At 60.7% G+C, this 25,806-nt stretch carries 31 protein-coding genes, 1 tRNA gene and 1 pseudogene; 22 read left to right on the forward strand and 11 right to left on the reverse strand.

What is annotated here, in order from left to right:
- The first annotated feature begins 119 nt into the window (after positions 1–119).
- The 4 genes from ribH (at position 120) to AB8Z38_RS04465 (ending at position 4,642) form a co-directional block, all read left to right on the forward strand.
- On the forward strand, positions 120–611 hold the full coding sequence (gene ribH / locus AB8Z38_RS04450; protein ID WP_369723292.1) for a 6,7-dimethyl-8-ribityllumazine synthase: 492 nt from the start codon (positions 120–122) through the stop codon (positions 609–611).
- A 2-nt stretch (positions 612–613) separates the two neighbouring features.
- The gene (gene nusB, locus AB8Z38_RS04455; RefSeq protein ID WP_369723293.1) at positions 614–1,111 is read left to right on the forward strand and encodes a transcription antitermination factor NusB; all 498 of its coding nucleotides are present in this window, start codon (positions 614–616) and stop codon (positions 1,109–1,111) included.
- A 176-nt stretch (positions 1,112–1,287) separates the two neighbouring features.
- Positions 1,288–2,286 carry a thiamine-phosphate kinase gene (thiL, locus tag AB8Z38_RS04460; protein WP_369723294.1) on the forward strand — a complete coding sequence of 333 codons (999 nt, stop codon included), beginning with the start codon at positions 1,288–1,290 and terminating at the stop codon, positions 2,284–2,286.
- A 235-nt stretch (positions 2,287–2,521) separates the two neighbouring features.
- Positions 2,522–4,642 carry a sodium-translocating pyrophosphatase gene (locus tag AB8Z38_RS04465; RefSeq protein ID WP_369723295.1) on the forward strand — a complete coding sequence of 707 codons (2,121 nt, stop codon included), beginning with the start codon at positions 2,522–2,524 and terminating at the stop codon, positions 4,640–4,642.
- Between the two features lie 276 nt (positions 4,643–4,918).
- On the opposite strand, the pseudogene AB8Z38_RS04470 reads toward AB8Z38_RS04465, so the two are convergent.
- Both AB8Z38_RS04470 and AB8Z38_RS04475 read right to left on the reverse strand, forming a co-directional pair.
- Positions 4,919–5,921 (reverse strand): annotated as a pseudogene (locus tag AB8Z38_RS04470) (Bug family tripartite tricarboxylate transporter substrate binding protein).
- A gap of 96 nt (positions 5,922–6,017) precedes the next feature.
- On the reverse strand, positions 6,018–6,524 hold the full coding sequence (locus AB8Z38_RS04475) for an outer membrane protein assembly factor BamE (RefSeq protein ID WP_369723296.1): 507 nt from the start codon (positions 6,522–6,524) through the stop codon (positions 6,018–6,020).
- 98 nt (positions 6,525–6,622) lie between these two features.
- Between AB8Z38_RS04475 and AB8Z38_RS04480 the strand changes: the two genes are divergently transcribed.
- The 11 genes from AB8Z38_RS04480 to AB8Z38_RS04530 all read left to right on the forward strand — a co-directional run bounded on the left by AB8Z38_RS04480 (position 6,623) and on the right by AB8Z38_RS04530 (position 13,749).
- Complete coding sequence (locus AB8Z38_RS04480; RefSeq protein ID WP_369723297.1) at positions 6,623–7,174, forward strand: ubiquinol-cytochrome C chaperone family protein; 552 nt, start codon at positions 6,623–6,625, stop codon at positions 7,172–7,174.
- Positions 7,171–7,740, forward strand: a complete 570-nt coding sequence (locus AB8Z38_RS04485) for a DUF177 domain-containing protein (RefSeq protein ID WP_369723298.1) — start codon at positions 7,171–7,173, stop codon at positions 7,738–7,740. Before AB8Z38_RS04480 ends, AB8Z38_RS04485 begins: the two co-directional genes overlap by 4 nt.
- 297 nt (positions 7,741–8,037) lie before the next feature.
- On the forward strand, positions 8,038–9,099 hold the full coding sequence (gene plsX, locus AB8Z38_RS04490; RefSeq protein ID WP_369723299.1) for a phosphate acyltransferase PlsX: 1,062 nt from the start codon (positions 8,038–8,040) through the stop codon (positions 9,097–9,099).
- Positions 9,096–10,076 (forward strand): beta-ketoacyl-ACP synthase III, encoded by a 981-nt coding sequence (locus tag AB8Z38_RS04495; RefSeq protein ID WP_369723300.1) that lies wholly within the window; start codon positions 9,096–9,098, stop codon positions 10,074–10,076. The genes plsX and AB8Z38_RS04495 overlap by 4 nt, the downstream gene beginning before the upstream one ends.
- 134 nt (positions 10,077–10,210) lie before the next feature.
- Complete coding sequence (locus AB8Z38_RS04500; protein ID WP_028171641.1) at positions 10,211–10,552, forward strand: integration host factor subunit alpha; 342 nt, start codon at positions 10,211–10,213, stop codon at positions 10,550–10,552.
- Positions 10,553–10,576: 24 nt separating this feature from the next.
- The gene (locus tag AB8Z38_RS04505; RefSeq protein WP_369723301.1) at positions 10,577–11,152 is read left to right on the forward strand and encodes a MerR family transcriptional regulator; all 576 of its coding nucleotides are present in this window, start codon (positions 10,577–10,579) and stop codon (positions 11,150–11,152) included.
- 110 nt (positions 11,153–11,262) lie between these two features.
- Positions 11,263–11,340, forward strand: a tRNA-Pro gene (locus AB8Z38_RS04510).
- A 187-nt stretch (positions 11,341–11,527) separates the two neighbouring features.
- The gene (locus AB8Z38_RS04515) at positions 11,528–11,839 is read left to right on the forward strand and encodes a hypothetical protein (RefSeq protein WP_369723302.1); all 312 of its coding nucleotides are present in this window, start codon (positions 11,528–11,530) and stop codon (positions 11,837–11,839) included.
- Positions 11,839–12,396: a toxin-antitoxin system HicB family antitoxin gene (locus AB8Z38_RS04520; protein WP_369723303.1), complete on the forward strand. Its 558-nt coding sequence runs from the start codon at positions 11,839–11,841 to the stop codon at positions 12,394–12,396. Before AB8Z38_RS04515 ends, AB8Z38_RS04520 begins: the two co-directional genes overlap by 1 nt.
- Positions 12,389–12,700, forward strand: a complete 312-nt coding sequence (locus AB8Z38_RS04525; RefSeq protein WP_369723304.1) for a hypothetical protein — start codon at positions 12,389–12,391, stop codon at positions 12,698–12,700. Before AB8Z38_RS04520 ends, AB8Z38_RS04525 begins: the two co-directional genes overlap by 8 nt.
- Before the next feature lie 71 nt (positions 12,701–12,771).
- Positions 12,772–13,749 carry a DUF2806 domain-containing protein gene (locus tag AB8Z38_RS04530; protein ID WP_369723305.1) on the forward strand — a complete coding sequence of 326 codons (978 nt, stop codon included), beginning with the start codon at positions 12,772–12,774 and terminating at the stop codon, positions 13,747–13,749.
- On the opposite strand, the gene AB8Z38_RS04535 is transcribed toward AB8Z38_RS04530, so the two are convergent.
- The 6 genes from AB8Z38_RS04535 to AB8Z38_RS04560 form a co-directional block, all read right to left on the reverse strand.
- Positions 13,736–14,737 (reverse strand): tyrosine-type recombinase/integrase, encoded by a 1,002-nt coding sequence (locus AB8Z38_RS04535; protein WP_369723306.1) that lies wholly within the window; start codon positions 14,735–14,737, stop codon positions 13,736–13,738. The genes AB8Z38_RS04530 and AB8Z38_RS04535 overlap by 14 nt on opposite strands.
- A gap of 25 nt (positions 14,738–14,762) precedes the next feature.
- Positions 14,763–15,011 (reverse strand): hypothetical protein, encoded by a 249-nt coding sequence (locus AB8Z38_RS04540; protein ID WP_369723307.1) that lies wholly within the window; start codon positions 15,009–15,011, stop codon positions 14,763–14,765.
- Between the two features lie 3 nt (positions 15,012–15,014).
- Positions 15,015–15,413, reverse strand: coding sequence for an HNH endonuclease (locus AB8Z38_RS04545; protein ID WP_369723308.1), 399 nt, complete (start codon positions 15,411–15,413; stop codon positions 15,015–15,017).
- A complete protein-coding gene (locus AB8Z38_RS04550; protein ID WP_369723309.1) occupies positions 15,410–15,823 on the reverse strand; it encodes a recombination protein NinB in 414 nt (137 codons plus the stop codon). The genes AB8Z38_RS04545 and AB8Z38_RS04550 overlap by 4 nt, the downstream gene beginning before the upstream one ends.
- Positions 15,820–16,428 (reverse strand): lambda exonuclease family protein, encoded by a 609-nt coding sequence (locus tag AB8Z38_RS04555; protein WP_369723310.1) that lies wholly within the window; start codon positions 16,426–16,428, stop codon positions 15,820–15,822. Before AB8Z38_RS04555 ends, AB8Z38_RS04550 begins: the two co-directional genes overlap by 4 nt.
- 109 nt (positions 16,429–16,537) lie before the next feature.
- Complete coding sequence (locus AB8Z38_RS04560; protein WP_369723311.1) at positions 16,538–16,975, reverse strand: hypothetical protein; 438 nt, start codon at positions 16,973–16,975, stop codon at positions 16,538–16,540.
- Between the two features lie 56 nt (positions 16,976–17,031).
- Here AB8Z38_RS04560 and AB8Z38_RS04565 point away from each other — a divergent pair, with 56 nt between their 5' ends.
- Entirely contained in the window at positions 17,032–17,760 is a 729-nt protein-coding gene (locus AB8Z38_RS04565; protein WP_369726741.1) for a transcription termination/antitermination protein NusG, read from the forward strand.
- 163 nt (positions 17,761–17,923) lie between these two features.
- On the opposite strand, the gene AB8Z38_RS04570 is transcribed toward AB8Z38_RS04565, so the two are convergent.
- The gene (locus AB8Z38_RS04570; RefSeq protein ID WP_369723312.1) at positions 17,924–18,427 is read right to left on the reverse strand and encodes a hypothetical protein; all 504 of its coding nucleotides are present in this window, start codon (positions 18,425–18,427) and stop codon (positions 17,924–17,926) included.
- A 108-nt stretch (positions 18,428–18,535) separates the two neighbouring features.
- Here AB8Z38_RS04570 and AB8Z38_RS04575 point away from each other — a divergent pair.
- A protein-coding gene (locus AB8Z38_RS04575; RefSeq protein WP_369722007.1) for an IS3 family transposase occupies positions 18,536–19,668 on the forward strand; the annotation gives its coding sequence in 2 pieces (ribosomal slippage) (positions 18,536–18,791 and positions 18,791–19,668; 1,134 coding nt in all).
- Here the strand turns inward: AB8Z38_RS04575 and AB8Z38_RS04580 are convergent.
- The gene (locus AB8Z38_RS04580; protein ID WP_369723313.1) at positions 19,665–20,840 is read right to left on the reverse strand and encodes a caspase domain-containing protein; all 1,176 of its coding nucleotides are present in this window, start codon (positions 20,838–20,840) and stop codon (positions 19,665–19,667) included. The genes AB8Z38_RS04575 and AB8Z38_RS04580 overlap by 4 nt on opposite strands.
- Positions 20,841–21,233: 393 nt before the next feature.
- Between AB8Z38_RS04580 and AB8Z38_RS04585 the strand changes: the two genes are divergently transcribed.
- Positions 21,234–21,593, forward strand: a complete 360-nt coding sequence (locus AB8Z38_RS04585; protein WP_369723314.1) for a hypothetical protein — start codon at positions 21,234–21,236, stop codon at positions 21,591–21,593.
- Here AB8Z38_RS04585 and AB8Z38_RS04590 read toward each other — a convergent pair.
- Positions 21,570–21,773 carry a hypothetical protein gene (locus AB8Z38_RS04590; RefSeq protein WP_369723315.1) on the reverse strand — a complete coding sequence of 68 codons (204 nt, stop codon included), beginning with the start codon at positions 21,771–21,773 and terminating at the stop codon, positions 21,570–21,572. The two genes, AB8Z38_RS04585 and AB8Z38_RS04590, sit on opposite strands and share 24 nt — an antisense overlap.
- Positions 21,774–21,955: 182 nt before the next feature.
- Between AB8Z38_RS04590 and AB8Z38_RS04595 the strand changes: the two genes are divergently transcribed.
- From AB8Z38_RS04595 to AB8Z38_RS04610, 4 genes are all read left to right on the forward strand, one after another.
- A complete protein-coding gene (locus AB8Z38_RS04595; protein ID WP_369723316.1) occupies positions 21,956–22,501 on the forward strand; it encodes a hypothetical protein in 546 nt (181 codons plus the stop codon).
- 466 nt (positions 22,502–22,967) lie between these two features.
- A complete protein-coding gene (locus AB8Z38_RS04600) occupies positions 22,968–23,327 on the forward strand; it encodes a hypothetical protein (RefSeq protein ID WP_369723317.1) in 360 nt (119 codons plus the stop codon).
- A gap of 705 nt (positions 23,328–24,032) precedes the next feature.
- Positions 24,033–24,872: a hypothetical protein gene (locus AB8Z38_RS04605; protein WP_369723318.1), complete on the forward strand. Its 840-nt coding sequence runs from the start codon at positions 24,033–24,035 to the stop codon at positions 24,870–24,872.
- On the forward strand, positions 24,859–25,749 hold the full coding sequence (locus tag AB8Z38_RS04610) for a hypothetical protein (protein WP_369723319.1): 891 nt from the start codon (positions 24,859–24,861) through the stop codon (positions 25,747–25,749). The genes AB8Z38_RS04605 and AB8Z38_RS04610 overlap by 14 nt, the downstream gene beginning before the upstream one ends.
- The last annotated feature ends 57 nt before the right edge of the window (positions 25,750–25,806 follow it).

The following is a 25,806-nucleotide window of genomic DNA, read 5'->3' on the forward strand; positions in this document are numbered from 1 at the left end:
ACCCGGAATCTCGAGATTCCGGGTTCGATGCTTCGCATCGCCCCGGAATGACGGTTTAAAACTTGGCTTAGCCCCTCGCGGCGACTACATAACGCCGACCCTCTGAAACGGATTTGACTATGGCAGACGCGCGGCGCGCACCCCTGAAGGACCAGACCGACATTTCCGGCGCGCGCGCGCTGATTGTCGAGGCGCGGTTCTATGACGATCTCCAGGACGCGATGCTCGAAGGCGCCGTGGCTGAGCTGAAGGCGGCCGGCCTGACCCACGACGTCATCACAGTTCCCGGCGCGCTGGAAATTCCCGCGGCGATCGCCATCGCGGTCGACGCCGCGGCGGGCAGCGGCAAGCCCTATGATGCGGCGATCGCGCTCGGCTGCGTGATCCGCGGCGACACCATCCATTTCGAGATCGTCTCGCAGGAATCCTCGCGCGCGCTGATGGATATTGCGGTGGCGCGAAAGCTGCCGCTCGGCAACGGCATCCTGACCGTCAACACCGAGGCGCAGGCCTGGGCGCGGGCGCGCGCCAGCGAGCTCAACAAAGGCGGCGACGCCGCGCGCGCCGCAATTGCGATGCTGCGCATCAAGCGCCGGCTGGCGCGAGCTTGATCATGGCCGACAACAGCAAAAAGCCGCCGGCTGGCACGGAGAAGAAGGCGAACCGACGCGGTGCGGCGCGGCTCGCAGCCGTGCAGGCGCTGTACCAGATGGATGTCGGCGGCGCCGGAATCAACGACATTTTTGCGGAGTTCGAGAGTCACTGGCTGGGCAACGAGGTCGAGGGCGACACTTATCTCCCCGCGGAAGCAGCATTCTTCCGCGACGTCGTCTCCGGCGTCGTGCGCGACCAGAAGAAGCTCGATCCGCTGATTGACGAGGCGCTTTCAAGGGGCTGGCCCTTGAAGCGGATCGAGGCGATTCTGCGCGCGGTGCTGCGGGCAGGGGCCTACGAATTGGAACACCGCAAGGACGTGCCGGGCCGCGTCGTCGTGTCCGAATATGTCGACGTCGCCAACGCCTTCGTCGACCGCGAGGAGACCGGTATGGTGAACGCGGTGCTCGACCAGATCGGCCGCCAGTTTCGCGGTGACGAGTTCGGGCGGGGGTAGGACGAGACGCAGGGCGGTGAAGTGATGCGACGTGGCTGCCCCATATTCCGTCGTCATCACCCGCGAAGGCGGGTGATCCAGTACTCCGCGGCGGTCGTGCTTGAGCAGAGGCGGCTCGGCGTACTGGATCGCCCGGTCAAGCCGGGCGATGACAGCGATGTGTGTGGCCGACGCTGATGGCAAGCCCACAGAATCCCTCCGGCGAAGACTCCCTCATCGCGCGCTATTTCAAGCCGCTGGCGACCGATCCCGGCGCGTTGGGGCTGGTCGACGACGCCGCGATCCTGCAATCGCTCGGTGAGGACATCGTCGTCACCACCGACGCCGTGGTCGAAGGCGTGCACTATCTTGCCGGTGATCCTCCCGATACCATCGCGCGTAAGGCGCTGCGGGTGAACCTGTCCGACCTCGCCGCCAAGGGTGCGATACCGGCCGGTTTCGTGCTGACGCTGGCGCTGCGCAGCAAGGAGGATGCCTGGCTCAGGCCATTCGCGGAGGCGCTGGGCGAGGACGCCAAGACTTTCGCCTGCCCGCTACTCGGTGGCGACACGGTATCGACGCCGGGGCCGCAGATGATCTCGATCACCGCCTTTGGCCGCGTGCCGCGGGGGCGGATGGTCGGCCGTAGCGGCGCCAGACCGGGCGACCGTATCCTGGTGACGGGCACAATTGGCGACGCCGCGCTCGGTCTCGACGTGCTCACGGGCGGTGCGCTGGCCGGGGCGCTTGCGTCCGATCCCGCTGCAAGGGATGCACTGGTCTCGCGCTATCGCGTGCCGCAGCCGCGCAATGGGCTGGCGCGGGCCGTGCGCGACGATGCGACGGCCGCAATGGACATCTCCGACGGGTTCGCCGGCGATCTAACAAAACTCTGTGCGGCGTCGGGCGTCTCGGCCACGGTCGATGTGGCGAGCGTGCCGCTCTCAGCCATTGCGGCAGGTCTGGTCGCGCGCAACGCCGTTCGCCTCGAGACGCTGCTTGCCGGGGGCGACGACTACGAGGTGCTGTGCACCGTGCCGGCCGCCCAAAGCTTTGCGCTGATTACCGCCGGGCGGGCTGTAGGGATTGGCGTCACGGCGGTCGGCACGATCATCGAGGGCAATGGACGGCCGCACTTCCTGGATTGCATGGGCCGGGAACTGGCATTGAAGCGGCTGTCCTACAGTCACTTCTAGGACTTGCTCCAGCCTGGGTCCAAGCCCTTGGGACGAGGCTAAATACCTGCCGAGATCGGTCTTTTCGGCCGCTTACGGCGTTGCACACGCATTCTGATTTTGGCAAGCTTGTGGCTGAACAGGGCCGCCCCTTCGGGCAGGGGCGGCCCTGTTCAACATAAAGGTGCCGCACCGCAAGACGGAAGAACAAAGGCGCCGGGGGTACGTTCATCAAGGATCTGAGGCAAAAAATCACATGACAGCATTATGGTTGATTGTGCTCTGCGGAGTGCTTTCCGTCGTCTACGCGATTTGGGCGACGTCTTCGGTGTTGAGCGCGGATGCGGGGTCGCCGCGCATGCAGGAGATCGCGGGTGCGGTGCGTGAAGGCGCACAGGCCTACTTGCGGCGTCAATACACCACCATCGGTCTCGTCGGCATCGTCATCTTCGCGCTGCTCGTCTACTTCCTCGGTCTGTATGTTGCGATCGGTTTTGCCATCGGCGCCATCCTGTCGGGGGCGGCCGGTTTCATCGGCATGAACGTCTCGGTCCGCGCCAATGTGCGGACCGCCCAGGCTGCGACGACGTCGCTGGCGGGCGGGCTCGAGCTCGCCTTCAAGGCGGGTGCCATCACCGGCATGCTGGTCGCCGGCCTCGCGTTGCTCGGCGTGACGCTCTATTTCGGCTTCCTGGTCTATTCGCTGAAGCTCGCGCCTGACAGCCGGGTCGTCGTCGACGCCATGGTGGCGCTCGGCTTCGGCGCCTCGCTGATCTCGATCTTCGCCCGTCTCGGCGGCGGCATCTTCACCAAGGGTGCGGACGTCGGCGGCGACCTCGTCGGCAAGGTCGAGGCCGGCATTCCCGAGGACGATCCGCGCAACCCGGCCACCATCGCCGACAACGTCGGCGACAATGTCGGCGACTGCGCCGGCATGGCCGCTGATCTGTTCGAGACCTATGCGGTGACCGCGGTCGCCACCATGGTGCTCGCGGCGATCTTCTTCGCCAAGACGCCGATCCTCATGAACATGATGACATTGCCGCTCGCCATCGGCGGCATCTGCATCATCACATCGATCGTCGGCACCTTCTTCGTCAAGCTCGGGCCGAGCCAGTCGATCATGGGCGCGCTCTACAAGGGCCTGATCGCAACCGGCGTCCTGTCGCTGGTCGGCATTGCCGGCGTCATCTACACCCTGATCGGCTTCGGCAAGCTCGACGGCGTCGAGTTCACCGGCGCGGCGCTGTTCGAATGCGGCATTGTCGGCCTCGTCGTCACCGCATTGATCATCTGGATCACCGAATACTACACCGGCACCGACTATCGCCCGGTGAAGTCGATCGCGGCGGCCTCGGTGACCGGCCACGGCACCAATGTGATCCAGGGTCTGGCGATCTCGATGGAGGCAACCGCGCTGCCTGCGCTCGTCATCATCGCCGGCATCCTTGTCACTTACAGCCTTGCCGGCCTGTTCGGCATCGCGATCGCGACCGCCACCATGCTGGCGCTCGCCGGCATGGTCGTCGCGCTCGATGCGTTCGGTCCGGTGACCGACAACGCCGGTGGCATCGCCGAGATGGCGGGTCTGCCGAAGGAAGTGCGCAAGTCGACCGACGCCCTCGACGCGGTCGGCAACACCACCAAGGCGGTGACGAAGGGCTACGCGATCGGCTCTGCCGGTCTCGGGGCTCTCGTACTGTTTGCGGCCTACAACCAGGACCTCAAATTCTTCATCGCGGACTCGGCGCACCACGCTTATTTCGCCGGCGTCAATCCGGACTTCTCGCTCAACAACCCCTATGTGGTTGTCGGCTTGTTGTTCGGCGGTCTGCTGCCCTATCTGTTCGGTGCGATGGGCATGACCGCGGTGGGACGCGCGGCCAGCGCGATCGTCGAGGAGGTGCGCCGGCAGTTCCGGGAGAAGCCGGGCATCATGCAGGGCACCGACAAGCCGGATTACGGCAAGGCGGTCGACCTGCTGACCAAGGCGGCGATCAAGGAGATGATCATCCCGTCGCTGCTGCCGGTGCTGTCGCCGATCGTGGTCTACTTCCTGATCTACGCGATCGCGGGCGGTGGCGCGGCCGGCAAGTCGGCGGCGTTCTCGGCCGTTGGCGCGATGTTGCTCGGCGTGATCGTGACAGGCCTGTTCGTCGCGATCTCGATGACCTCGGGCGGCGGCGCCTGGGACAACGCCAAGAAGTATATCGAGGACGGCCATTACGGCGGCAAGGGCAGTGATGCCCACAAATCCGCTGTTACCGGCGACACGGTCGGCGATCCCTACAAGGATACGGCCGGCCCCGCGGTGAACCCGATGATCAAGATCACCAACATCGTGGCCCTGTTGCTGCTGGCGATCCTGGCGCACTGAACCTGTCAGGCGTCCCGAACGACAAACCCGCGGTGCAAGCCGCGGGTTTTTTCTTGTCGGCTTTACAGGGGACCGTCGCCATGACGTTCGAGACCATCAAGTGTATCCAGTGCGGCTGCGACATGCTGGCGGCCGATACTGTCTGTCCGGCGTGCGGCAAAACGCAAAGAGGCTCCCGGCAATCCGGGCCTCGCACTTTGCTGGCGGCCGCGCTGGCGGGGGCTGTTCTCTTGGCTTTCAACTGGTTCAAGGCGCCTGCGCCGCACGGGGGACAGGCTACTGCACATCCATCTGCAAGCCTTCCTTCTCGATGATGCCGGCGAACTTCTTGGTCTCGGCATCCACGAAGTCGGAGAACTGCTGCGGAGTGCCGTAATCGGCGCGGGCACCCATGGCGGTGATCTGCTTCTTGATGTCCTCGCGCTCCAGCATCGCCTTGACTTGAAGATTGAGCGCTTCGAGCACCGGAGCGGCGGCGCCTTTCGGCAGGAACACCGCGAACCAGGACGACACGTCGAAGTTCGCAAGCTCCGGCGCGCTCTCGCGCATGGTCGGCAGGTTCGGCGCGAGCTCGCTGCGCTCGGTCGTGGTGACGCAGAGGCCGTTGAGCGTGCCGTTCTGGCACCTGCGGTAGGCTTGGGTAGAGATTGTCGAACAGGATCTGGATGTCGCCGGCGAGGGCAGCCTGGAGCGCGGGGCCGGCACCGCGGAACGGAATGTGCGTCATCTTCAGCCCGGCAAGCTGGAGGAACCAGGCGCCGGTGAGGTGAGGGCTCTGGCCGACGCCGGAGGAGGCGTAGCTGAGCTTGTCTGGATTGGCCTTGAGGTATGCGATCAGCTCGGGAATCGATTTGATGCCGGTTTTCGGATGCGCCGAGACGATGTTCGGGATCCGGATCATGTTGGAGACCGGCTGGAGCTGGTTCGGCTTGTAGTTGAGGTTCTTGAAGATGCTGTAGGCGATCGCGTTCGGTCCGGGATTGCCGATCAGGATGGTGTGGCCGTCAGGCTTCGAGCGCACCACTTCCGCCGTGCCGATTGTGCCGCCGCCGCCCGAGCGGTTCTCCACGACGGCAGTCTGGCCCCAGGCGGATTGCAGATGAGCGGCGAGCAGCCGGCCCATCACGTCGGTCGAGCCGCCGGCCGCGGCCGGCACGATGATGCGGACATTCTCGGTCGGCTTCCAGTCGGCGAAGCTCGATCGCGGCAGGATGGCTGCCGCCGACAGGCCTGCAGCACCGGTCAGCACGCGACGACGCGACAGCAACTTCTCGGACACGAATCCACTCCCCACTGCTTGTTTTGCAGAGAGCGTAGGGAACCCGGCGCACGACGGCAAGCCGCACGAGGCGGCACGACGCCGCAGGCTGAAGCCTCAGTTAAAGCTCAGCAGCTTGAAAAGCGGCGCGAGATAGCTCATCTCCTGACCCGAGGTCGGCGTAGTCCGGCTGATGAAGTCGAAGATCTTGCCGTCCTGGAGGCCGTAATTCGCAAGCCGGCGCACGCGCCGGTTCTTGTCGAAATAGATCGCGATGACGCGCTGATCGACCAGCTTCTGGTTCATGAAGGCGACCGGCCGCTCCGAGCGCTGCGAAATGTAATAGAACACCTCACCGTCCAGCGTGGCGACGGTGGAGGGCGTGCCCATCACGATCAGCACCTGATCCTGGCTCGCGCCGATCGGAATTTGCTCGAGCGCGCCGGGCGGCAGGATATAGCCCTTCTGGAATTGCTCACCGGTGCAGCCGGCCAGCGCCGCGCCAACCAGGGTCACGGCCGCGAGCATGCGCAGGCCGCGCCAGCGCGAATTCAAGGCGCGCCAGCGCGAATGAAGGCCGCGCGGTCTGTCGGCGCGCGGGCGGCTCTGGTTCGTTATCGTCATTGCGGAACTGATTCCGTCCCCTTGCGTCGCGCGAGGCGCTGAAGTACCGGGCGGAGGCTCTGAATGCAACACGCGCGCGCCCGCTTGCGGAAACCACAATGCTTTGGCCGTTCAATCACTTCAGGAAACCCCGGCTAACCCCGGCCGGCACCATTGAGGCCATCTATGGCATGATCGTGACGCAGGCGCGAGAACCCATATTTTACCGGGACTTGGGCGTGCCGGATACGGTTAACGGCCGTTTCGACCTATTGCTGCTGCATCTTTGGCTGCTGCTGCGGCGCCTGCGGACCGCCCAGGACGGCGTGGAGCCGTCGCAGGTACTGTTTGACCGCTTCTGCGAGGACATGGACGACAATTTGCGCGAAATGGGCGTGGGCGACCAGACCGTCCCGAAGCGGATGCGGGCCTTCGGCGAGGCCTTTTACGGCCGCGTTCAGGCTTACGACCAGGCGATCGATAGCGGCGCTGAGGCGCTGGCGCAGGCGATCTGCAAGAATATCTTGAATGGCGCCGGGATCGATCGGGCGCGGCGGCTCGCCGTTTACGCGCAGGCCGCGGAGGCGGCTCTCGGCTTGGCTGGCGAACAGGCGCTGCTGCTCGGATCCTTCAAGTTTCCCGCGCCAAATGGGAAGGACGTGACGCCATGAACCGACCGATGACCGAATCCAAGCCCGACCCCTGGCGCGCGCCCGTGATGGTTGCCCATATTCCGGACACCGGCCTACATCGCGAGCTCGAGGCGTCGCCCGCCGAGCGTCAGGCTGTGGCCGAGTTTGCCGGCCTGCGCGAAATTCTGCCGCTCCACGCCAGTTTCGACGTCGTGCCGAAGAGCGGCGGCCGGGTCCATGTCACAGGCCACGTCCGTGCCAAAGTCGGCCAGACCTGCGTGGTGACGCTCGATCCGATCGAGAGTGAAATCGACGAAGAGATCGATCTGATATTCGCGCCCGAGGCCGAGGTGCGGCGGCTGGCCGATCTGATCGAGGAAGGGCGGGACGATCAGGAGCCCCCCGAAGTCGCCGATCCGCCCGAGCCGATCGTCAACGGAATCATCGATCTCGGCCGGCTTGCCACCGACGCGCTGTTCCTGGCGATTGATCCCTATCCGCGCAAGCCCGGTGCCGTGTTCGAGGCGGAGGTCACCGCTCCCGATCCCGAGGACAATCCCTTTGCTGCACTGAAGGCGCTTCAGGACAAGAAGAAGGGCCCGTAGCTCGGCCGTCCCGCGGGGCCGTTTTGCGCCGTCGCGCGAGGTGCTTGCCTGGGCGGATTGAAAGGTCGTGCTATCTGCTTGATTTGTCCATATTTCCTTCAAACTTGCTGACTCGTGGCCAGATCGTCCGCAATCCAAAAGACTGGGGGCAAGAGGTTGTTTCGGGATCACAAAACGCTATTGTCGCGCCCCGGTCGGAGCGCGTCGCCGCGCTTGGCCGGTCGCCATGTTCGTGGCGTACCCATTTCGCGGCCCCGCTAGTTGACGACCGCACCAGACCAGGTTTCCGGGATTTTGATGCCAAGCAAGGTTCGTATTGCGCTTGACGCCATGGGGGGCGACGTGGGCGCCGCCGTGGTCATTCCAGGCGCGGCCATCTCGCTCGGCAGGCACAGCGGGACCGAGTTTCTGCTGGTGGGTGACCGCGCCAGGATCGAGCCCGAGCTTGACCGTTACCCGGAGCTCAAGGCCGCCTCCCGGATCATCCACACCGACGTCGCTGTCAGCATGGAGGACAAGCCGAGCCAGGCGCTGCGGCGCGGCCGCAAGACCTCCTCGATGTGGCTCGCCATCGAGGCGGTGAAGAAGGGCGAGGCCGATGTCGCGATCTCCGCCGGCAACACCGGCGCGCTGATGGCGATGGCGCGCTTCTGCCTGCGCACGCTGCCGGGGATCGACCGTCCCGCGATCACGGCGGTATGGCCGACCATGCGCGGCGATTCCGTCGTCCTCGACCTCGGTGCCACCATCGGCGGCGATGCGCGCCACCTGGTGGCGCTCGCGCTGATGGGCGCGGCGATGGCGAGCGTGCTGTTCAACAAGAAGCGTCCGACCGTCGGTCTGCTCAATATCGGGGTCGAGGAGATCAAGGGGCATGAGGAGATCCGCGAGGCCGGCGAAACCCTGCGCGCGATGAACCTGCCGCAGCTCGATTATATCGGCTTCGTCGAGGGCGACGGCATCGCCAAGGGGCTGGCCGACGTGATCGTCACCGAGGGCTTCAACGGCAACATCGCGCTCAAGGCCGCCGAAGGAACCGCGCGGCAGATCGCGGCCTTGCTCCGCGAGGAGATGCGCCGGAGCTGGATGTCGAAGCTCGGCTATCTGTTCGCGCGCCGCGCCTTCCAGACCCTGCGCGAGAGAATGGACCCCAACAAGTCCAATGGCGGCGTATTCCTTGGATTGAACGGGGTGGTGGTCAAGAGCCATGGCGGAACCAACGCCGAAGGCTTTGCCTATGCGATCGATGTTGGCTATGAGATGGCCAAGTTCGATCTTCTGAACAAGATCAATCAGATGCTCAACCGAGATGGGGGTGCGCTCAGTTCCGTGCCAACCGCTCCGGAGGATGTTTCGTGACGACAATTCGTTCGGTCGTGCTGGGCTGCGGTGCCTATCTGCCGGAGCAGGTGGTGACCAATGCCCAATTGGCGGCGCGCATCGACACGTCCGACGAGTGGATCGTGCAGCGCACCGGCATCCGCGAGCGGCACATTGCGGCCGACGGCGAGTTCACCTCGCATCTCGCCATCAAGGCGGCGCAGGCCGCACTCACCGATGCAGGCATCGATGCGCAGTCGATTGAGTTGATCGTGCTCGCGACCTCGACGCCTGACAACACATTCCCGGCAACCGCGGTCGCCGTGCAGCACGCGCTCGGCATCAACCGTGGTGCGGCGTTCGATCTGCAGGCCGTGTGCTCGGGATTCGTATTCGCACTTGCGACCGCCGACAATTTCCTGCGCACCGGCGCCTTCAAGCGGGCGCTGGTGATTGGTGCGGAGACCTTCTCGCGCATTCTCGACTGGAACGACCGCGGCACCTGCGTGCTGTTTGGCGACGGCGCCGGCGCCGTGATTTTGGAGGCGCAGGAGCAGCCCGGCCAGGCCGCGACCGACCGCGGCGTGGTGACCACGCATCTGCGCTCCGACGGCCGTCACAAGGCGAAACTGTTCGTCGACGGCGGCCCGTCCTCGACTCAGACCGTCGGCCATCTGCGCATGGAGGGCCGCGAGGTCTTCAAGCACGCCGTCGGCATGATCACCGACGTGATCGTCGATGCCTTCGAGGCGACCGGCCTCAATGCCGACAGCATCGACTGGTTCGTGCCGCACCAGGCCAACAAGCGAATCATCGACGCGTCCGCCCACAAGCTCCATATCGCGCCGCAGAAGGTGGTGCTGACGGTCGACCACCACGGCAACACCTCGGCGGCATCGATTCCGCTGGCGCTGTCGGTGGCGCGCAAGGACGGCCGCATCAAGCGCGGCGACCTGGTTTTGCTCGAGGCAATGGGCGGCGGCTTCACCTGGGGCTCCGCGCTCGTGCGCTGGTAAGGCCACAGTCGATAAAATTTTGCCGGAATTAGCTCCGATTATCGATGCGTCTGCATTGATGAGCGCTGTTGACCGTCGTATCGTAACCTCATAATTTCAGACAAGAATTGTTCGCCGTGATGTGGGGCAGGGCGATGACCGATACAAGCAAAACCGTAACGCGTGTTGATCTCTGCGAGGCCGTCTACCAGAAGGTGGGACTGTCGCGGACGGAATCGTCTGCCTTCGTGGAACTCGTGCTGAAGGAGATCACCGACTGCCTTGAGAAGGGCGAGACGGTGAAATTGTCGTCATTCGGCTCCTTCATGGTCCGCAAGAAGGGTCAGCGCATCGGCCGCAACCCGAAGACCGGTACCGAAGTGCCGATCTCGCCGCGCCGGGTCATGGTGTTCAAGCCGTCGGCGATCCTGAAGCAGCGCATCAACGCCCAGCATCGCACCAACGGCGACGGCAGCAAGGTTCAACCGGAGGCGTAACCGCTCTCCAGAAGGATTTGGCATTTGGACAAGGCGCCGGATGCGTTCCGAACCATCAGCGAAGTAGCGCAGGAACTCGACATTCCGCAGCACGTGCTGCGGTTCTGGGAGACACGATTCTCACAGATCAAGCCGATGAAGCGCAGCGGCGGCCGCCGCTACTACCGCCCCGACGACGTCGACCTGCTCAAGGGCATCCGCCGTCTCCTCTACGGCGAGGGCTACACCATCCGCGGGGTGCAGCGGATCCTCAAGGAACACGGCGTCAAATCGGTGCAGGGCTTGGCCGACAGCGCGGCCGCGGTCTCGTTCGGCGCGATCGAGGACGCCATCGGGGCGAGCCTGATGGAGCCCGAGGAGGAGACCGGCGTCCGCGGCAGCCGCGACACCGACGATGACGATTTCCAGGGCGAGGAGGCGGAAGGCATCGACTTCCGCTTCTCGGAGACCGATGACGAGGAAATCCTGACCACCTTCCGCAAGGGCGGCACCGCGGCGCCGGCGGGTCCCAGCGCGATCGACCGGGAGCGGCTGGGACGGGTGCTGAGCGACCTCGTCGCCTGCCGGGACATGCTCGATCTGGCGCTGAAGGACGGCTGAGGGGCGGTCCGCCGGCTTTGCGGGCGGTTCCGGGCACTATCGGCGGAGACACCAAATTGGTGTGACCTCGCCTTGCGCAAAGCAGCGATCCTAGCTAATGGAACGACGTTCGGAGCGTGGCGCAGCCCGGTTAGCGCACTAGTCTGGGAGACTAGGGGTCGGAGGTTCAAATCCTCTCGCTCCGACCAAATTATCCAATAAAATCAGATCTGTTTCGAGGGCGGTTGTTTTCCATCAACCGCCCTTTGCCAAATCTTTGCCAATTCTGTTCGTCGAGTGTTCCCGATTGGCGTGCTGAAACAGCCACGGCGTCGAAATCTCTGATTCACGATAACGCTTTTTTCAATCACGATATGTGATATCGGATGTAGTACTATGGATCGCAAGAAACTAGATCAGCTATGGAAGGACTTGAAGGCGGCGCGTCGCAGTCCGCAAAAGGCGAGTGCTCTAGAGGCTTTGGCAAGGGACGCGGGAAGGACGGTGCAAGCTGGAGGAAATCATCCGATGTGGAAAAGCGCTTTCGTCGCACATCGAGCGTTTCCGATAGGACGCCATGGGGGCAACCCAGACCTCTCTCCTCGCGTGCGGAAGGTAATACTCGACCACTTGGAGGCTGATGCCGCTGCGTGGGAGGACTGGCTCGATGAGAAGAATGCCGAGCCCGAAGAAGAGGGAGAAGAATGATGGACGCACATGATTATTTGAAGCGGGCTTATGCCCGTATGGTGGTGCCAGACGAGGATGGAAGTTATTTTGCCGAGATCGTCGAATTTCCGGGCTGCTTTGCCACGGGGCAATCAGCGGTCGATGCACTGTCAAATCTCGACGACGTTGCCGTTGATTGGATCAACACGGCAATTGCTCAGGGGCAAAATATCCCTGATCCGATGGATGCAGCCGATTACAGCGGGAAGCTGGTTCTGCGGATGCCAAAGGGATTGCATAAGCGGGCTGCTCTTTGGGCAGAGCGCGAAGGCGTAAGCCTCAATCAGCTAATTACGACTTGCCTTGCTGAGGCCCTCGGTGAACGCGCGCGGCCAAGTCGCGTCGCGGCTGAGGTATCGCATTCTGGAGTCGCGTATCAAACGATCCGAGTCGCGACCGCCAGCGTGAGCATGCAGCAACCGCTGGGAAACCATCTCGTGCTCAATCAGCTCTTTGCGGCGAATGGCTCGTCGGTTGCTAAACTTCCGATTGCAATTTGGCAGCATCAGCGAGACCAGGAACGACGGCATGGCTGAGGTTAATTCAATTACCGTCCAGCAGAAAGAACTGGTCGAACTTCTTATCAAAAATGCGGGCGTGCATGAGGGGAAGTGGATGCTCTTAGTAAACTTCGGGTTCGGCGCGATGAACGGTGGACCGTCTCCCGACCAGATGATGCCCACTGCGGTAGTAGCCTTGCAAAGCATCGGTATCCAGAGAGCGGAAGAGGGCGCGCCTCCATCGATGGTGGTTGATGCAGCTCAGGTTAACCCTTCCGCTGATGGCAGGGAAAGCGCTGGCAAGGAGGCCCGCGCACCTAAGAAGCCTCGGACGAAGTAGTGTCAGTGATGCTCGTCCTGGGCCGTTAGGATCCGACGCTACAGGCGGTTTACAGCTATGGGGCGGAAGCAGTGACCGATTTGATCGATTTCATAAAGAGTGTGCCAGGTTTGGCGAAGGCCTTTACGGAACTGGTCGGTGATGTCGGGCGGCTGGGCTCTTCAATCGCAAAGCTTGGCACTACTAAGGTTGATCAAGGCAGAAAAGCCATCGAAGATCAAACCAGTCGCGATAGCGCCCTCTCACATGCGAAAACCGAGAGCGACATCCGGATCGGCAACGCGCTCACTAAGGCCGCTGCCCAATATATTCAGGCCAACGCGATGGACTTGGGTGAGCGCGCCTTGGAACGCTGCGTACACTCCATGATCAAGCACCAGCTCAATCGAGAGAAGGTTGTCGTCACGACTGGCGAGATTTTGCGCCTTAATCCTCCAAAGACAACGGAAATGCCTTCCGAGGACTGGCTAAACGTTTTCGGGAAATATGCGGAGAATGCCAGTTCGGAAAAAATGAGAGACCACTGGGCGTATATTCTTTCAGGAGAAATTCGAAGGCCGGGATCGTTCTCCTTTGCGGCCCTTCATCTTGCCTCGATCATCGACACACGTATTGCGGAGAAAATCGAGAGATTCCGCCCTTGGTTGATCGGAAATTCGATCCCTTTGATTCCGGCGACGAAACAGGCGGGTGGTTACGACGACCTTTTGATCTTGGCTTCGATCGGCTTCCTCAATCTAGGGGGAGCTCACATCAGAATTGTTGAGGACGGAGCAGAGAAGGCCGAGTTCGAGCTGGAAGGTTGCAAGCTTCTGGTCACCCCTAAGCCACAGGTAAAGCTTGGCAATCAAGTCATGAGCAACGGCGTGTCGATTGCAGTTGCGGTTGTGGGACCTGCTGGGGACGAATTGTTGAGCGTACTCCCTCCGGTTGCTCAAGATTCAAGGCTCCCAGAATTGCTAGTAGAAGATCTGCGGCCACTCTGCGCAGACGTCGTGATAGTGTCGAATGACGAGAGTGAAATGGGGCCGCCGCCTACCGTCCTTTAGGCATCCTCTCCCGATATACCTCAAGTTTCGCAATCGCGTTCGCCGCCAGTACCCCGCGACGGGCTAGATAGGTGTCAATAATCCGCTGCGCCTTGTCCACGGTCCAAGTCAGCGCCTCGGCTATCTCGGGCGCCGTAGCGCCGGCCTCGGCAAGCAGTGTTGCGGCGGTGCCGCGATTGTCATGAAAATTGAGGTCTCCGGCCCCAACAGCGTCCGCGTCCTCGCGCCAGTGCTCATTGAAATAGCGGCGCTGGTAGGCCTTCCCGCTCGGGGTGAGCATCACAAGCGCGCCGATGCGCGGAAGGCTATCCAAATGCTCCCGCAGCTCGCGCGTTGCTGGTATCCATAGCCACTTCTTCCCTTTGCTTGACCGGATCTGAACGCGCTGGCCGTCGTAGCGGGTCCAGGCGAATTCGCGGATATCCTTCGCCCGCATAGCCGTGTTGCGAACCAGGATCATGGCCGTTTTCATCGCAAGGCGCGCGGTGCTGATGAATTGCTGTTGCAGCTCGGGCGGCCATACCTTGTCGGCCCGCTCGCTCTTGTAGAGCCGTTCAAACGACGGGATGGGGTGGAATTTGATGCGGCGCTTTTCCTTCGCGAAGCTCAGAACGCGGCAAAGCGCCGACATGAGATTGTCGGCGGAGCGGTGCGAGGTCTTGCCCAACTCCTGATGCCATGCGAGCGCGTCCGCTGCGAAGGCGTCCGCGTCGTCTTGGTTGTTGAAAGTCTCCTCGGGGACGGTGCCCCAGCGCTGTTCGACCCGCTTTAACTTCCAGGGATACTGCTTCCGCACCTCATCGCTGAGTGAGGCGAAGGTCTCGGAAGTATCAAAAAACCGTACCAGGTCGGTCAGGGTCCTTTGGCCAGCCCGCCGCTTCTTCTTCTCGGCTTCGGCGAAGCTCTCGACCAAGCGCGTTTCGTCCAACGGCGCGCCGGTGGTTCGGTGATAGAGGTAAATCTTCACTGAACCGTCTGCCATTTTCATGGCAACCCGCTTGACGCCTTTGATCTTAAGCGGCTTTCGTTTTAGTCGTGGCATCCTGGCCGGCTTTCCAACGCTGATACGGCGACAAGTCGGACGATTCTGTCACAATGCCCGACGCAAGGTCTAGTGCCCGGTCGATCGCCTTCCGGTCCCACCGATTGGTGCCGGGGATCGCATCCGGGACAATGCCCTTCGCCCGCCACTGATCGAAGGCGGCGAGGGTCTTGCAGCCGCAATATTCTGCGGCCTCCTGCTTCGTCAAAACGCGATTCACGGCCTAGAAACCCCTCCACTTCTCGATTGGCGATGACGCGCGGCGCTGCTCTGGCACCTTCTCGAAACCGCGGCTCTTGATCTTCTGCCGCGGCTTCGTGAGGCCAAGATGCGCCGCGCGCTTGCGGTACACGCGCGATTTCTCGGCGACGTCCTGGGCGGTCTTTTCCTTGTGCGGCTTGCCTCTCAGGATCGGCGCCATGTTGCCTTCGCGGTTCTCTCCGCCGTTGATGAGCGCGATCACATGGTCAACATCCCAATGATCTCCGGGCCGGATTGTGATTCCGGACCAATGGCACTTTCCCTTGTAGCGCTCGAAAATGCGCAGCCGCACATGCGGCGGCGGCCTGGTGTCCGGCGTCTTGCCGATCCACTCCTTGGTGCTGCGCGCGGTCTCGGTCATGAGCCTTGCTCCTGGCTCTCGCGCATCTTCGGATCGTTCCACTGGATTCCGTGCTCGGCGCCGAACGCGAACATGGACTCGATGAGGTCCGACATTTCCTTGATTGAAAGGTCGGAACTCGATTGGCCGTAGGGGATGAACTTCCCGTCAAGCGATGGGATGAACTGCGCCTCTCGCCCTAGCTCGTGCAGGAAAATCACCTTCCATTGATCGGTGGTCCACTTCCGGCCGTTCAACGTCGCTTGCGTCGCAATGTCGGTCAGCATCGCCCACATGCGATCGGACTGCTCGACGGTGCGCTGTGGTCCCTTGAAGTCCAGGCGCGTATGGGGCGGCGCCTGCTCGATCCAGCGGTGCGCCTTCTGGCGCATCCCCGGATTGCTCAAGACGATCTGCGCCCGGTCGGTCATGCGGCCACCGCTTCGCCCCGCCGGCGGATTTCCGCCACAACGGCGTCAAGCTCGTTATTGAAGCGATTGACTTCGGTGGCGAGCGCCTGGATATAGTTTTCGTCGCGATAGGCGCGCTTCGTGAACAGCGGAACGCCGCGATAGTAGACGGCCAAATCCCACCATTCGCGCTTCGTGACCCAAAGCGTTCCCTGCACCTGGGCGACATGCTCGGACGGGAATTGATCCTTCAAAATCGCTTCGATCAGAAGGTGCGGCAGCTTCGTCTTGATCTCCAACCCACCGACGTCGCCAATGAGCAGATCCGGCGAGCAACCGGCGCGGCCGTTGCGCACGAAACCGACACGGCGCAACTCGGCGCCGGTCTGGAAGGTGTAGAGGTCGCGCGCTTCGTCCTCCATCGCGTGGCCGCGCTCGGTGTGCTCGTTAGAAAAGCTCTCCATCGGCTCGCCGGTGATGATCTCGCCGGCGAGTTTCAGCATGTAGGTCCGCCGCGTCTTGCCTTCGCCCTTCGCGAGCAACTGGCCAAAGGCGGAGGCGGTTGGAATGCCCATCCGCGCGCGGAGCCATTCGGGCGAGTTCTGTTCAACTTCGAAAATCTGCACTGTCCTGGTCCCTTACTTGCCGGCGAGCATGTCGGCATACATGTGAGCGGCGAGGGCGAGCCCGGCGGCGCATCCAAGCCAAAGAGGATTGATCGGATCAACGGGCGCCTCAGTAGTTGACGGCGACGTGAGGGATTCGGCCGTCGGTGAGGGCGGCAACGATCTCGTTGGCGTGGTCTTGGGTCGCGCCGGTCGCGGCGATCAGGGCCGCGGTGATCTCGGCGTGAACCTTCTCGCGGCGCCGCTTGCTCTCGGCGCGCTTCTTCTCGGCGGCGGCCTGCGCTGCCTCCTGGGCGGCAACCCGTTGGCGCTCCTGCTCGACGGCGCGGGCGGCGGCTTCCTCTGCCTGGCGCTTCGCGCGCTCCTCCTGCTCGGCCTTCCAGGCTGCAAGCTGTTCTTGCCGGGCCTTCTCCTCCGCCTCGCGGCGTGCCTGCTCGGCCTGCTCGCGCTCGACCTTCTCGGCCGCGAAGATCGAGCACCAATTGCCCCGTGACGAGAAGCTGGCAACTGAGATTGCCGACGTTCTCGCAATGATCGGCTGAGCCATGACGGGGCTTCCTCTGTTCGATTTCACAGACCGTAGCGTCGCGACAGCTGCGCGTGATGACGGGAAGGCGAGCGCGAAAGAACGGCGGATCACTGAGCGCAAGTTTGCGAAAATCGGTTGGCAAGTCGGGAACAAGCCCGGTCAACACCGTTGCCCATCCTGCGTCTCTGCTGCTCTCAATCGTTCAACGTCGAATCAGCGCGCGATTGGGGGACAGGATGCAAGAGCCGCAAGTTTCGTTTAACGGTCCGCAGTGGTTTTGCCTGGTCGTTGATCCAGGCTGTCACCGTCAAATCGAAAGCGCGCTCGCCATGCTCGGCTATCGGCCGTTCTCGCCGAAAGTCAAACGCTGGATCAGCCATGCGCGCGTTAAGAAGGTGGCCGAACGTCCTTTGCTCGGCCGCTACCTGTTCGTTGAGATCGATTATCCTCGGCAGTCGTTCGCTCCGATCATGGAGCAACGCGCCGTGCAATATGCGATCTCGGTTGCCGGCGTGCCCTGGCCGATGCCTCGGCCGGACGTTGAAGCGCTGTTGCATCGCTACATGGCCGGCGAATTCGATGAGGTCGCCTACGGCCCCGTTCCGGTCGGCGCTCGGGTGGCGATCGTCCAAGGCCAGTTCGAAAACTGGCTCGCGACCGTAACCGGGCAAGAGCGCGGCGGAAAGCTGACGTTGAAGCTTCTCGGCCGCAACGTCCAAGTTAGCCGGGTGTCCCCGCATGATGTGCGGCCGGCCTTTGGCTTTGATCTCGATCGGCAGAATCCGGATGAGGTGGCCGCTTGACTGGCACCGCGACTGCCTGGCGCGGGGCGGCTCGATGAGGTCCGCGCGGGCCATTAGCCTCCGGCGGAAATCGTGCGCAGAGTTCTACCTTTGATGCAAATTTTCGAATTCCTGGTGGTGGGCGCTCGATGTGCGCAGCGCGAGCGCCCTTGGCGTGGACCTCTTAAGGAGTGACAGAAGATGTCACCATTTGCCGGTGGCCGAGATCGTCAGCTATTTTTGGCAACATATTATTCAGGTACGTCACTCGAGCTGCAATCGGACTCTCCTTTACCAAGAAATGGAAGCTGTCTTTTTCTCCAGCAAACATATGGGTATCATTGAATGCCCAGATTTCTGATGACGGTTTCGTTGGTGGATTCCAGCTAATAGTAAAGCCGGGAATGTTTTTAACGCCCTTAAAAGGCGGCTTTGAATCGGAGAACGATATATTTTTTGCGAACTTCATCGTCCCAACAATTTCAAATCCTTTACCCACTCTGACGGCGTGTATGGTTTCGTCCTGAAACCAAATTAGCCAAGTGATCGCCAGGTGGAGCGAAAGTTGTCCCGGATTGTCAAGCCCATAAGCTTTGGTGATATCGCATACTACTGGACAATAAACCCCCTTATACTTGGCAAACTGGCCAGAGTTTTCCTTTTCTGCGCGATTAAAAAAAACAACCATTCTGTCGATCACATCATGATAGAGCCGGCTCCGCAAATCTGAACGGGTCGATAAGTGGAGTTTCTGCCTGACAGCGGGCACGCTGATGCCTGCGAATCAGGAGCGACGATGAGCAGACGAGCACGCCGGAACCACACACCGGCCTTCAAGGCGAAGGTGGCGCTTGCCGCGGTCAAGGGCGACCGGACGATAGCCCAACTGGCCGAACACTTTGATGTCCATCCCAATCAGATCACGGCCTGGAAGGCCCAATTGGAAGGCGGCGCTTCCGGGGTTTTCGGCTCGGGCAGCATGTCGCCCGCCGCGCCTGCGATCGACGTGAAGTCGCTGCACGCCAAGATCGGAGAACTGACGCTGGAGAACGATTTTTTAGAAGGAGCGCTCACCAAGGCGGGATTGCTGAGCGCAAAGCGATGATCGACCGTGAGCACGATCTGTCGATCACTAGGCAGGCGGAGGTTTTGCAGATCAGCCGTGGCAGCGTTTATTACCTGCCGCGTCCGGTGCCGGACGCCGATCTCGCGATCATGGGGCGTCTCGACCGGCTGCATCTGGAGTTTCCCTTCGCCGGTTCGCGAATGTTGAGAGGCCTGCTGGCTGCCGAGGGGTGCAAGATCGGCCGCCGGCATGTCAAGACGCTGATGCGGCGGATGGGGATAGAGGCGCTCTATCGCCGTCCGCGCACGACGAAGCCGGAACCCGGCCACAAGGTCCATCCGTATCTGCTGCGCGGCATGGAGATCACACGGCCGAACCAGGTCTGGGCCATGGACATCACCTACATCCCGATGGCGCGCGGCTTCGTCTATCTCGCCGTCGTGCTCGACTGGGCGACGCGCCGGGTTTTGTCCTGGCGGCTGTCGATCACCATGGAAGCAGCCTTCTGCGTCGAGACGCTGGAGGATGCCTTGGCTCGTCACGGCAAGCCGGACATCTTCAACACCGACCAGGGCTCGCAGTTCACCGGTGCGGCCTTCACCGGCGTGCTCGCCGACAACGGCATCGCAATCAGCATGGACGGCAAGGGCGCATGGCGGGACAATGTGTTCGTCGAACGGCTGTGGCGCAGCATCAAATACGAGGAGGTCTATCTGCGAGCCTACGAAACCGTCGGCGAGGCACGACATTCGATTGGCCGGTATCTCGATTTTTACAACGGACGACGTCCGCATTCGAGTCTTGACGACATGACCCCGGATCAAGCCTACTTCAACCTTCCGCCGCTCCGCGCGGCGGCCTAACCCCGGCAGAGGCTCCACTTATCGACGCCGAAAATCTGTTCAGACAACCGGGACCAGCTCTGATAGTCGGCCCAAACTTTGAATTGGTTTGGCGCCAAAAGGTGCTGTTTCAAAACAAATCCAGACCTTCCATCGTCGGTAACGATCCGCACCCAGACGTGATCGATAGCTGTATGCGGAAATTGATCGTCAAGATTGGAATAGTTCAAATTGTACTCTGCAAGTGCCGTCACCTGTGATCGTACCGCAAGCCTGAACAGGCCGGCAGCATTCTCGTCCGGCCCGCGTCGCGCCTGAGTATTGTCGTGAATCACAAGGTATTTTGTAGACTCGGGAGCATTGATCTGTGCCTTGATGGATGAATCAGGGACAAGATCCTGGTGAGGCGCTTCTATAGGTGCAGCTTGAACTCTGCCTCGCAAATAAAATTCGCCCGTGATGGAAAGGGATAGCTCGGGTAGCTGCTTTTGGGAGGTTGAATCGTACACGTCGTTGCTGATACGGCGGAAAATAGTGCCAATCTCTTCCTGATCTTCAATGTGTCTCAGGAATGCCTGCGTGTACGGGCTGTTCCGTCCGCTTCCGTCCTCAGCCGTTCTACCGGCCTGGGTGGCATAAGACAGGATGACCCCCTGTGCGTCGATCTTTGCCAGCCCACTTTGCAGCGAGAGTGCCCTAGTAGTTGCAATTGACCTCTTCAGTTGATCTGCCAGCGGATTGTCACGGCAAGCATCAAGGACTAGGATTCGCAGTGACTTCGCCTGCTGGAGATCTGAAACGACCTCATCCACTCTAACCATGCGGCGCAAATCGGCTTCGTCGGCCAGCTTGATGTCGATCGGCGCGAGATAATTCACGCCAGCGAACTGGAGCGCATGACCGCTGTAATAGAAGATGGCAACGTCGGCGTCCCGAGCGGCCTTTGCAAAAGCGATGGTCGCATCCTCCATCTTGTTCTTTTCGAGATCGGTTAGGACAGTTGTCTGAAAGCCATCCCTCTGAAGGGCAGCACCCACGTCCCTCGCATCGTTCGGAGGGTTCGGTAGTGTCGGTGCGTTCACATAGGCACCGTTGCCGATCACCAACGCCACCCGCACCTCGGCTGACGCCTGGCTGGCAACAACGCTGGGCATCGTAAGCAGTAGGAAATAGCAAAGCCGCAACATTTTCATATGAACCCTCGTCCGACGTCGCGACGATGCGCGCGCGATCCAAAGTTGTCTGTGATTCATATCACGCCCGCAGCTGCCGTTCCAGCGGGCGCCGCAATACCAAACGGGCTGCAGGTCGCCTTTGGCTCCTAAATAGACGTACTCAACGGGCCTCCCGTGTCTGCTTCCGAGGCTAGTGGGAAAGTGCCCTTGATAGCTACCAACCACAGTTGTTCCGGACTTGTGCACCGATACCGCGAAGCGGGCGCCTTCGACGTCTTGATGCGCCAAAGCAAATCGCGTTGAGGTCTCGTCGCTGCGGTTGACGGTGAGCGATGATCTGCGATTGCGCGAACAGCTCCCGGCCGTTGGCGGCTGGTATCAGGGCGTTCGCCGCGACTACGGGGCGCAATGATGTCCGAAGGCGACAAAAACGGCGCGCATCACCCGATCACGTTCCAAATTTTGGACAAGCTCGCACAGGTGCAAAGCCAGCTCGCCGGGCTCGCCGCGCAAACTGCCGCAATCCTGTCGGAACAAGCCCGCGCGAATGACGGGCGCCGTGAAGTCTATGCGCGCCTTGAAGCGCTCGCGCTCAAAGGTGCGGAGGTCGATCGCATCGCCCCCCTGGTCGACAAGCACGAAATCGCACATCAGCGGAACGCTGGAGTTGGCCGCTTCGTCAATGCGGCCTGGATGGCCGTTTCCGGCGCGGTGATTGCCGCGGGGACGCTGCTCGCAAATCACTATCTAAACGGGCCTCCGGCCCACTGACATTCCCGCCGGGCGGCTCCCGGCATCTACGTCAATTATTTCTAAGGTTGCTTTGTCCTCGTTCGGGTGGGCCGCGAAATTATCGAAGTTGCGAATGGCATCAACTGTTTCGCGTAGCCTTCTAGGAAGAGCCTTTAGCGGATCGGTTTCCGCGAGCAGACGATCAATCTCCTGCGGCAAATCCTTGGCCTTACGCGGGCGATTGCTGCGGCAACTGCTCCAGCTTCACGATGGTCCGAAACGGCACCTGCCTGAAGTGCGAGACGTGCGGCGAAACCACGGGGTGCTGGCCATCGACGCCAAACGAGCATTGATAGCGATCTGCTGTCGATTTACTGTCCTGGTATGTGGAGCCAGCCCCAATGAGCAGCTTCGGGTTGTTTTTGGCAATATTAATATGTCTAGCTGTATTGCTGCTCATGACCTATGCAGCTTACACGTTGAGTCTGGGTCATTCCGGCGAACTATATGTGATCTTTTATATCTTCTCTTTATTCGCCTTTGTTTCCTTGCCTTTACACGCTGCTGCCCTTGCAAGCGGCCAAGAAATCGAAGATTTTTTGGGTCCATTAAAATTCGCGTATAGCGTTTTGACAAATACGGAAGACGAAATTTACTTCGTTCTAGGTATACTATACCTGGGCATTGGTCCCCAAATACTGACGTATGTCCTAAGCGGCTTCTTCGGCTCAGCTGCATTGCCGATGTTCGTTCGACAAATTCAGACGATCGCCATTCTGAGCCTAGTAAAATTTATGGCAGGTCTAAGTGGAATTATGTCGGGAAAGGTGCTCGCGAGCGTGTATTTCGGCCGGCCCACGGCTGTAGATACAATTCTTGCACTCGTGTCCCTTTACATCGCTTTGTGGGGTGCGTTTATTCATTACTTCGGAAATGAACTTTTTTAAAGCTTCTTCGCGGCCGCATCAGTCGCCCCATTCTCCGGTCGTTCTATGCAATTCATCGTTCGTTCACGAGACGCAGTCGGCCACCCAGTCCTAGGCGGCCGCCGCTCGTTGAGCGACTTGTTGCCAAAACGAGTGACGCGAGCAGAATTTTTAGGGCCCGCTGCCGGACCCTGTGCCGGTTGATTGCGCGCGCGACGTCATAGAGGTGCTGATCGTAGACTTCCGACAAATGGCACCAGGGCTATCCCCAGAACCCACCGTTCTGTTAGCGTTTGACCACGGCGGCGGAGCCGAGCGAATTCCCAATTGTCGTGAAAATGTATTCCGCAGTGAGGGCAGATCTGACGCACCTTGCGAAGAGGAGAGGCCTAATGGCTGCCGCGGACTACGCTAAGGGGACGCATCATCCCGATTCTGGAAGGCATCGTCGGCGCTCGGCAACAAGAGCCTCCGCCGCGGCCTGCCAATGCGGCGCCTGGTGCTCCCGGCGGGGCAAAGCGGCGACGGCATCGCGGAAGATGATGAGTTCGCCGCCGCAGGGCAGGGCGATGGGGGTCAAACGTGCTTTTCCAGCTCAACGGCTGGCTTTCAGCGCCTCGCGCTCGGCTCGAGCAAGCTGCTTGGCTTGTTCCTCGGCCTCGGCGCTCGTGAGCAATTCGGGTCTCAGCCGCCGGCTTGGAACGTCATCCCAATAGAAGAACCGGCTCGGGCGGCCGTCCCCGAAGCGAACCTCAAAGCTTCCGCATTCGGCAATGATCTGGTGTCGGAATATGCGGATCGGATCGCCTTGCATGCAACCGATGTCTTTGCCAAACCGGATGGATAGTCATTAGAAATCAGCAGCGGGATTTTTTGCAATTTGCCACAAAAAGGCGAGCAAAAACAACGATCGCCCCGCGCCTGGGAGACTAGGGGTCGGAGGTTCAAATCCTCTCGCTCCGACCATTTTTCTCAAATCATCTGTCGGTGGATTGAACGGTGGCATGGAGCCATCTGCTGCCGGTAACGCATGCGCCACGGTCGTATCGGCTGGCTGCTTCTGTGGCCGGCAAACCAAAATGCCGAAAACAACCCCATGCACAGTAGCAGTGCCATTGGCGGGATACTGTTTTTCCGAAGCGATTTGACGCGTCGGGCAAAACAGGGGTATGGTGTCATCATGCTGGCTGTGGATGCGGAAGTTTCTACGACGGTTCGGTCACTGCGTTCTGTCCCGTGAATTTTGGAGCGCGGTCGTCCGGAGCCCAGTTAGCGCACTAGGGGAGAGAGGGTGGGAAGTTCCGGTCCCTGCTCCGACCAAATATCTATTAAAATCAACCAGATATTTGAGCGTTCGGTTTGCAGCGGATTGCCCGTTCGCAAAGTGTTTGCGGTTCGGTTCGTCCGATGTTCAAAGGCGCCCAAGAGTCGGCGGCCGGACAAGGGCGATATTAAGCCTTTTCCAGCATGGATGGCCTGCACTCACCAATCGGCCAAGTTGTGCGATCGGATTAGTTTCGCTACGAGTCCCGCTGAGGGCAAAGGGTTCAGAATGTCGTTTCGACCAGCGAACGAGCAGCATGCGATCCAGGTGGCGGCGTTCGCCATTGGCCTGAACAAGCCGGTTGCGTGGAATTCAGTCGAAGCCTTGATCAAGGGGCCGGCTGAATGGCGCAGGTCTCTTCCGGCCATGGACCTAACCCACGTGGTCGACGTTCAGGTGAACCCCCAGAGTGGGGCACCGGTAAACAGGGTATTCCGAGGCGTCGAATTCTCTCACAAGCGACCCGACGGGTCCGCTGAATGGCAATTGAGCGTGGTAGGACCGGAGCTGAAGGTGGAAACCACCGCCTACACACGGTGGAATGACGTCTGGGCGAAGGCGGGCGACATTCTGATCAATGCCGCAGGCTTGATCGGTATTTCCGAAATGAATAACGATCTAAGAGTCGCCAGCCTCACAATGGTTTTCTCGGACGTATTCTTCACTTCCGATGCCGAACCGGACTTTGGTGAATTGTTTTCGCGATCGTGCGACTTGTTGCCGCCCGCCATCTTTCAGCGCGGCCCAGTGTGGCATGCATATACCGGATGGTTTGAGGAACGACCGGAGGGAAATGTCCTCAACCAGCTGAACATAGATGTCCGAAAGGGACTACCGGAAGGGACCCTAGGCGCAATGCCGGGTGATCAGATCGCCGTAACGGTTCAACATAACCAAATCTATCGGCCGGGGGCCGTGCTGACTTTGCAACCAGAAGAAGGTTTGAACGCGATAGAGAACCTACTGTTGCAGGAAATCCCTTTGATGCATACTTACAATAAGTATCTGATACGGCAGCTGCTCGTTTCTGGAATACAGAATTTGATCAACATCAATGTCGACAATTAGCACATCTCAAAAGATTGGTTCTTCGGCACGTCGGCAGCCGCGACAGGCTGCTGCCGCTGCGGCGGCTGCGATTGCGGCTGCCTCTGGTGCAGCGCAGGCAAGCTCTCAAGAGCCAACTCGTGCCTCTCTCAAGCTGGACGCGGCTTGGTTTTTCGATGAATCGAGCGCGATAGGTTGCGACGTTCTTTTGAAGGACTTAGTCGAGCGTAATCTGTTTCAACATGCTCGGTATAAATTTCGGGTGTCTGGTCCTCTAAACACGATTCCTCAAATCGAATTGGCATCAGGGCATTTGGCCGTCGTGGGACTTGGTAGCTATGGAGACACAGCTTCTGGGCTTACCAAAGCGCTGACGGGCAGCGCTATGCGGCGGATCGGAAAAGATGCGCTCGCGCTCGAAGATGATGATAAGATCAATGTCCTGAATCTACGGCCCTTGCAGTCTCTCCATTTGCCATTTGGCCACGGTTCAGCCACGGATGATCTGGCTCATCGCCTGTCCAGTTGGGCGGGCATGCTGACTGTCGATTCAAAGCATGAGCTCCTTCGTGGTTACGAGCAGTATTCGGCAAGCAACTGGGACGGCGATGGTGCCGAGGCCATCACTAAAGAAACATTGGATTACGCTCATCTCCTTATGGTGGGGCTTCCGGACAACTTTGGTCCTCCAGAAGTCTCACCTGGGCTGGACGGCTCCATCGCGCTCGAGTGGGTGCCGGAGAATCACAGAAATCTGCACAAACTCTTTTTGGACATTGGACCAGGGCCGCGCTGGCGCGCGTATTGGAAACTCAGGAGCGGTGAATTCGATCGGGTGACGGGTGAGACAAGCGAGGTTCGCCCGATATTACAACCGTTGTTCGACAAACTGAGCTAGCACCATGCCCCTTCGGGAAGGCGAGGTTGCTCCCGATGGAGACGTGTGGTTTCGCCT

This window comes from Bradyrhizobium sp. LLZ17, assembly GCF_041200145.1.
Taxonomy (GTDB): domain Bacteria; phylum Pseudomonadota; class Alphaproteobacteria; order Rhizobiales; family Xanthobacteraceae; genus Bradyrhizobium.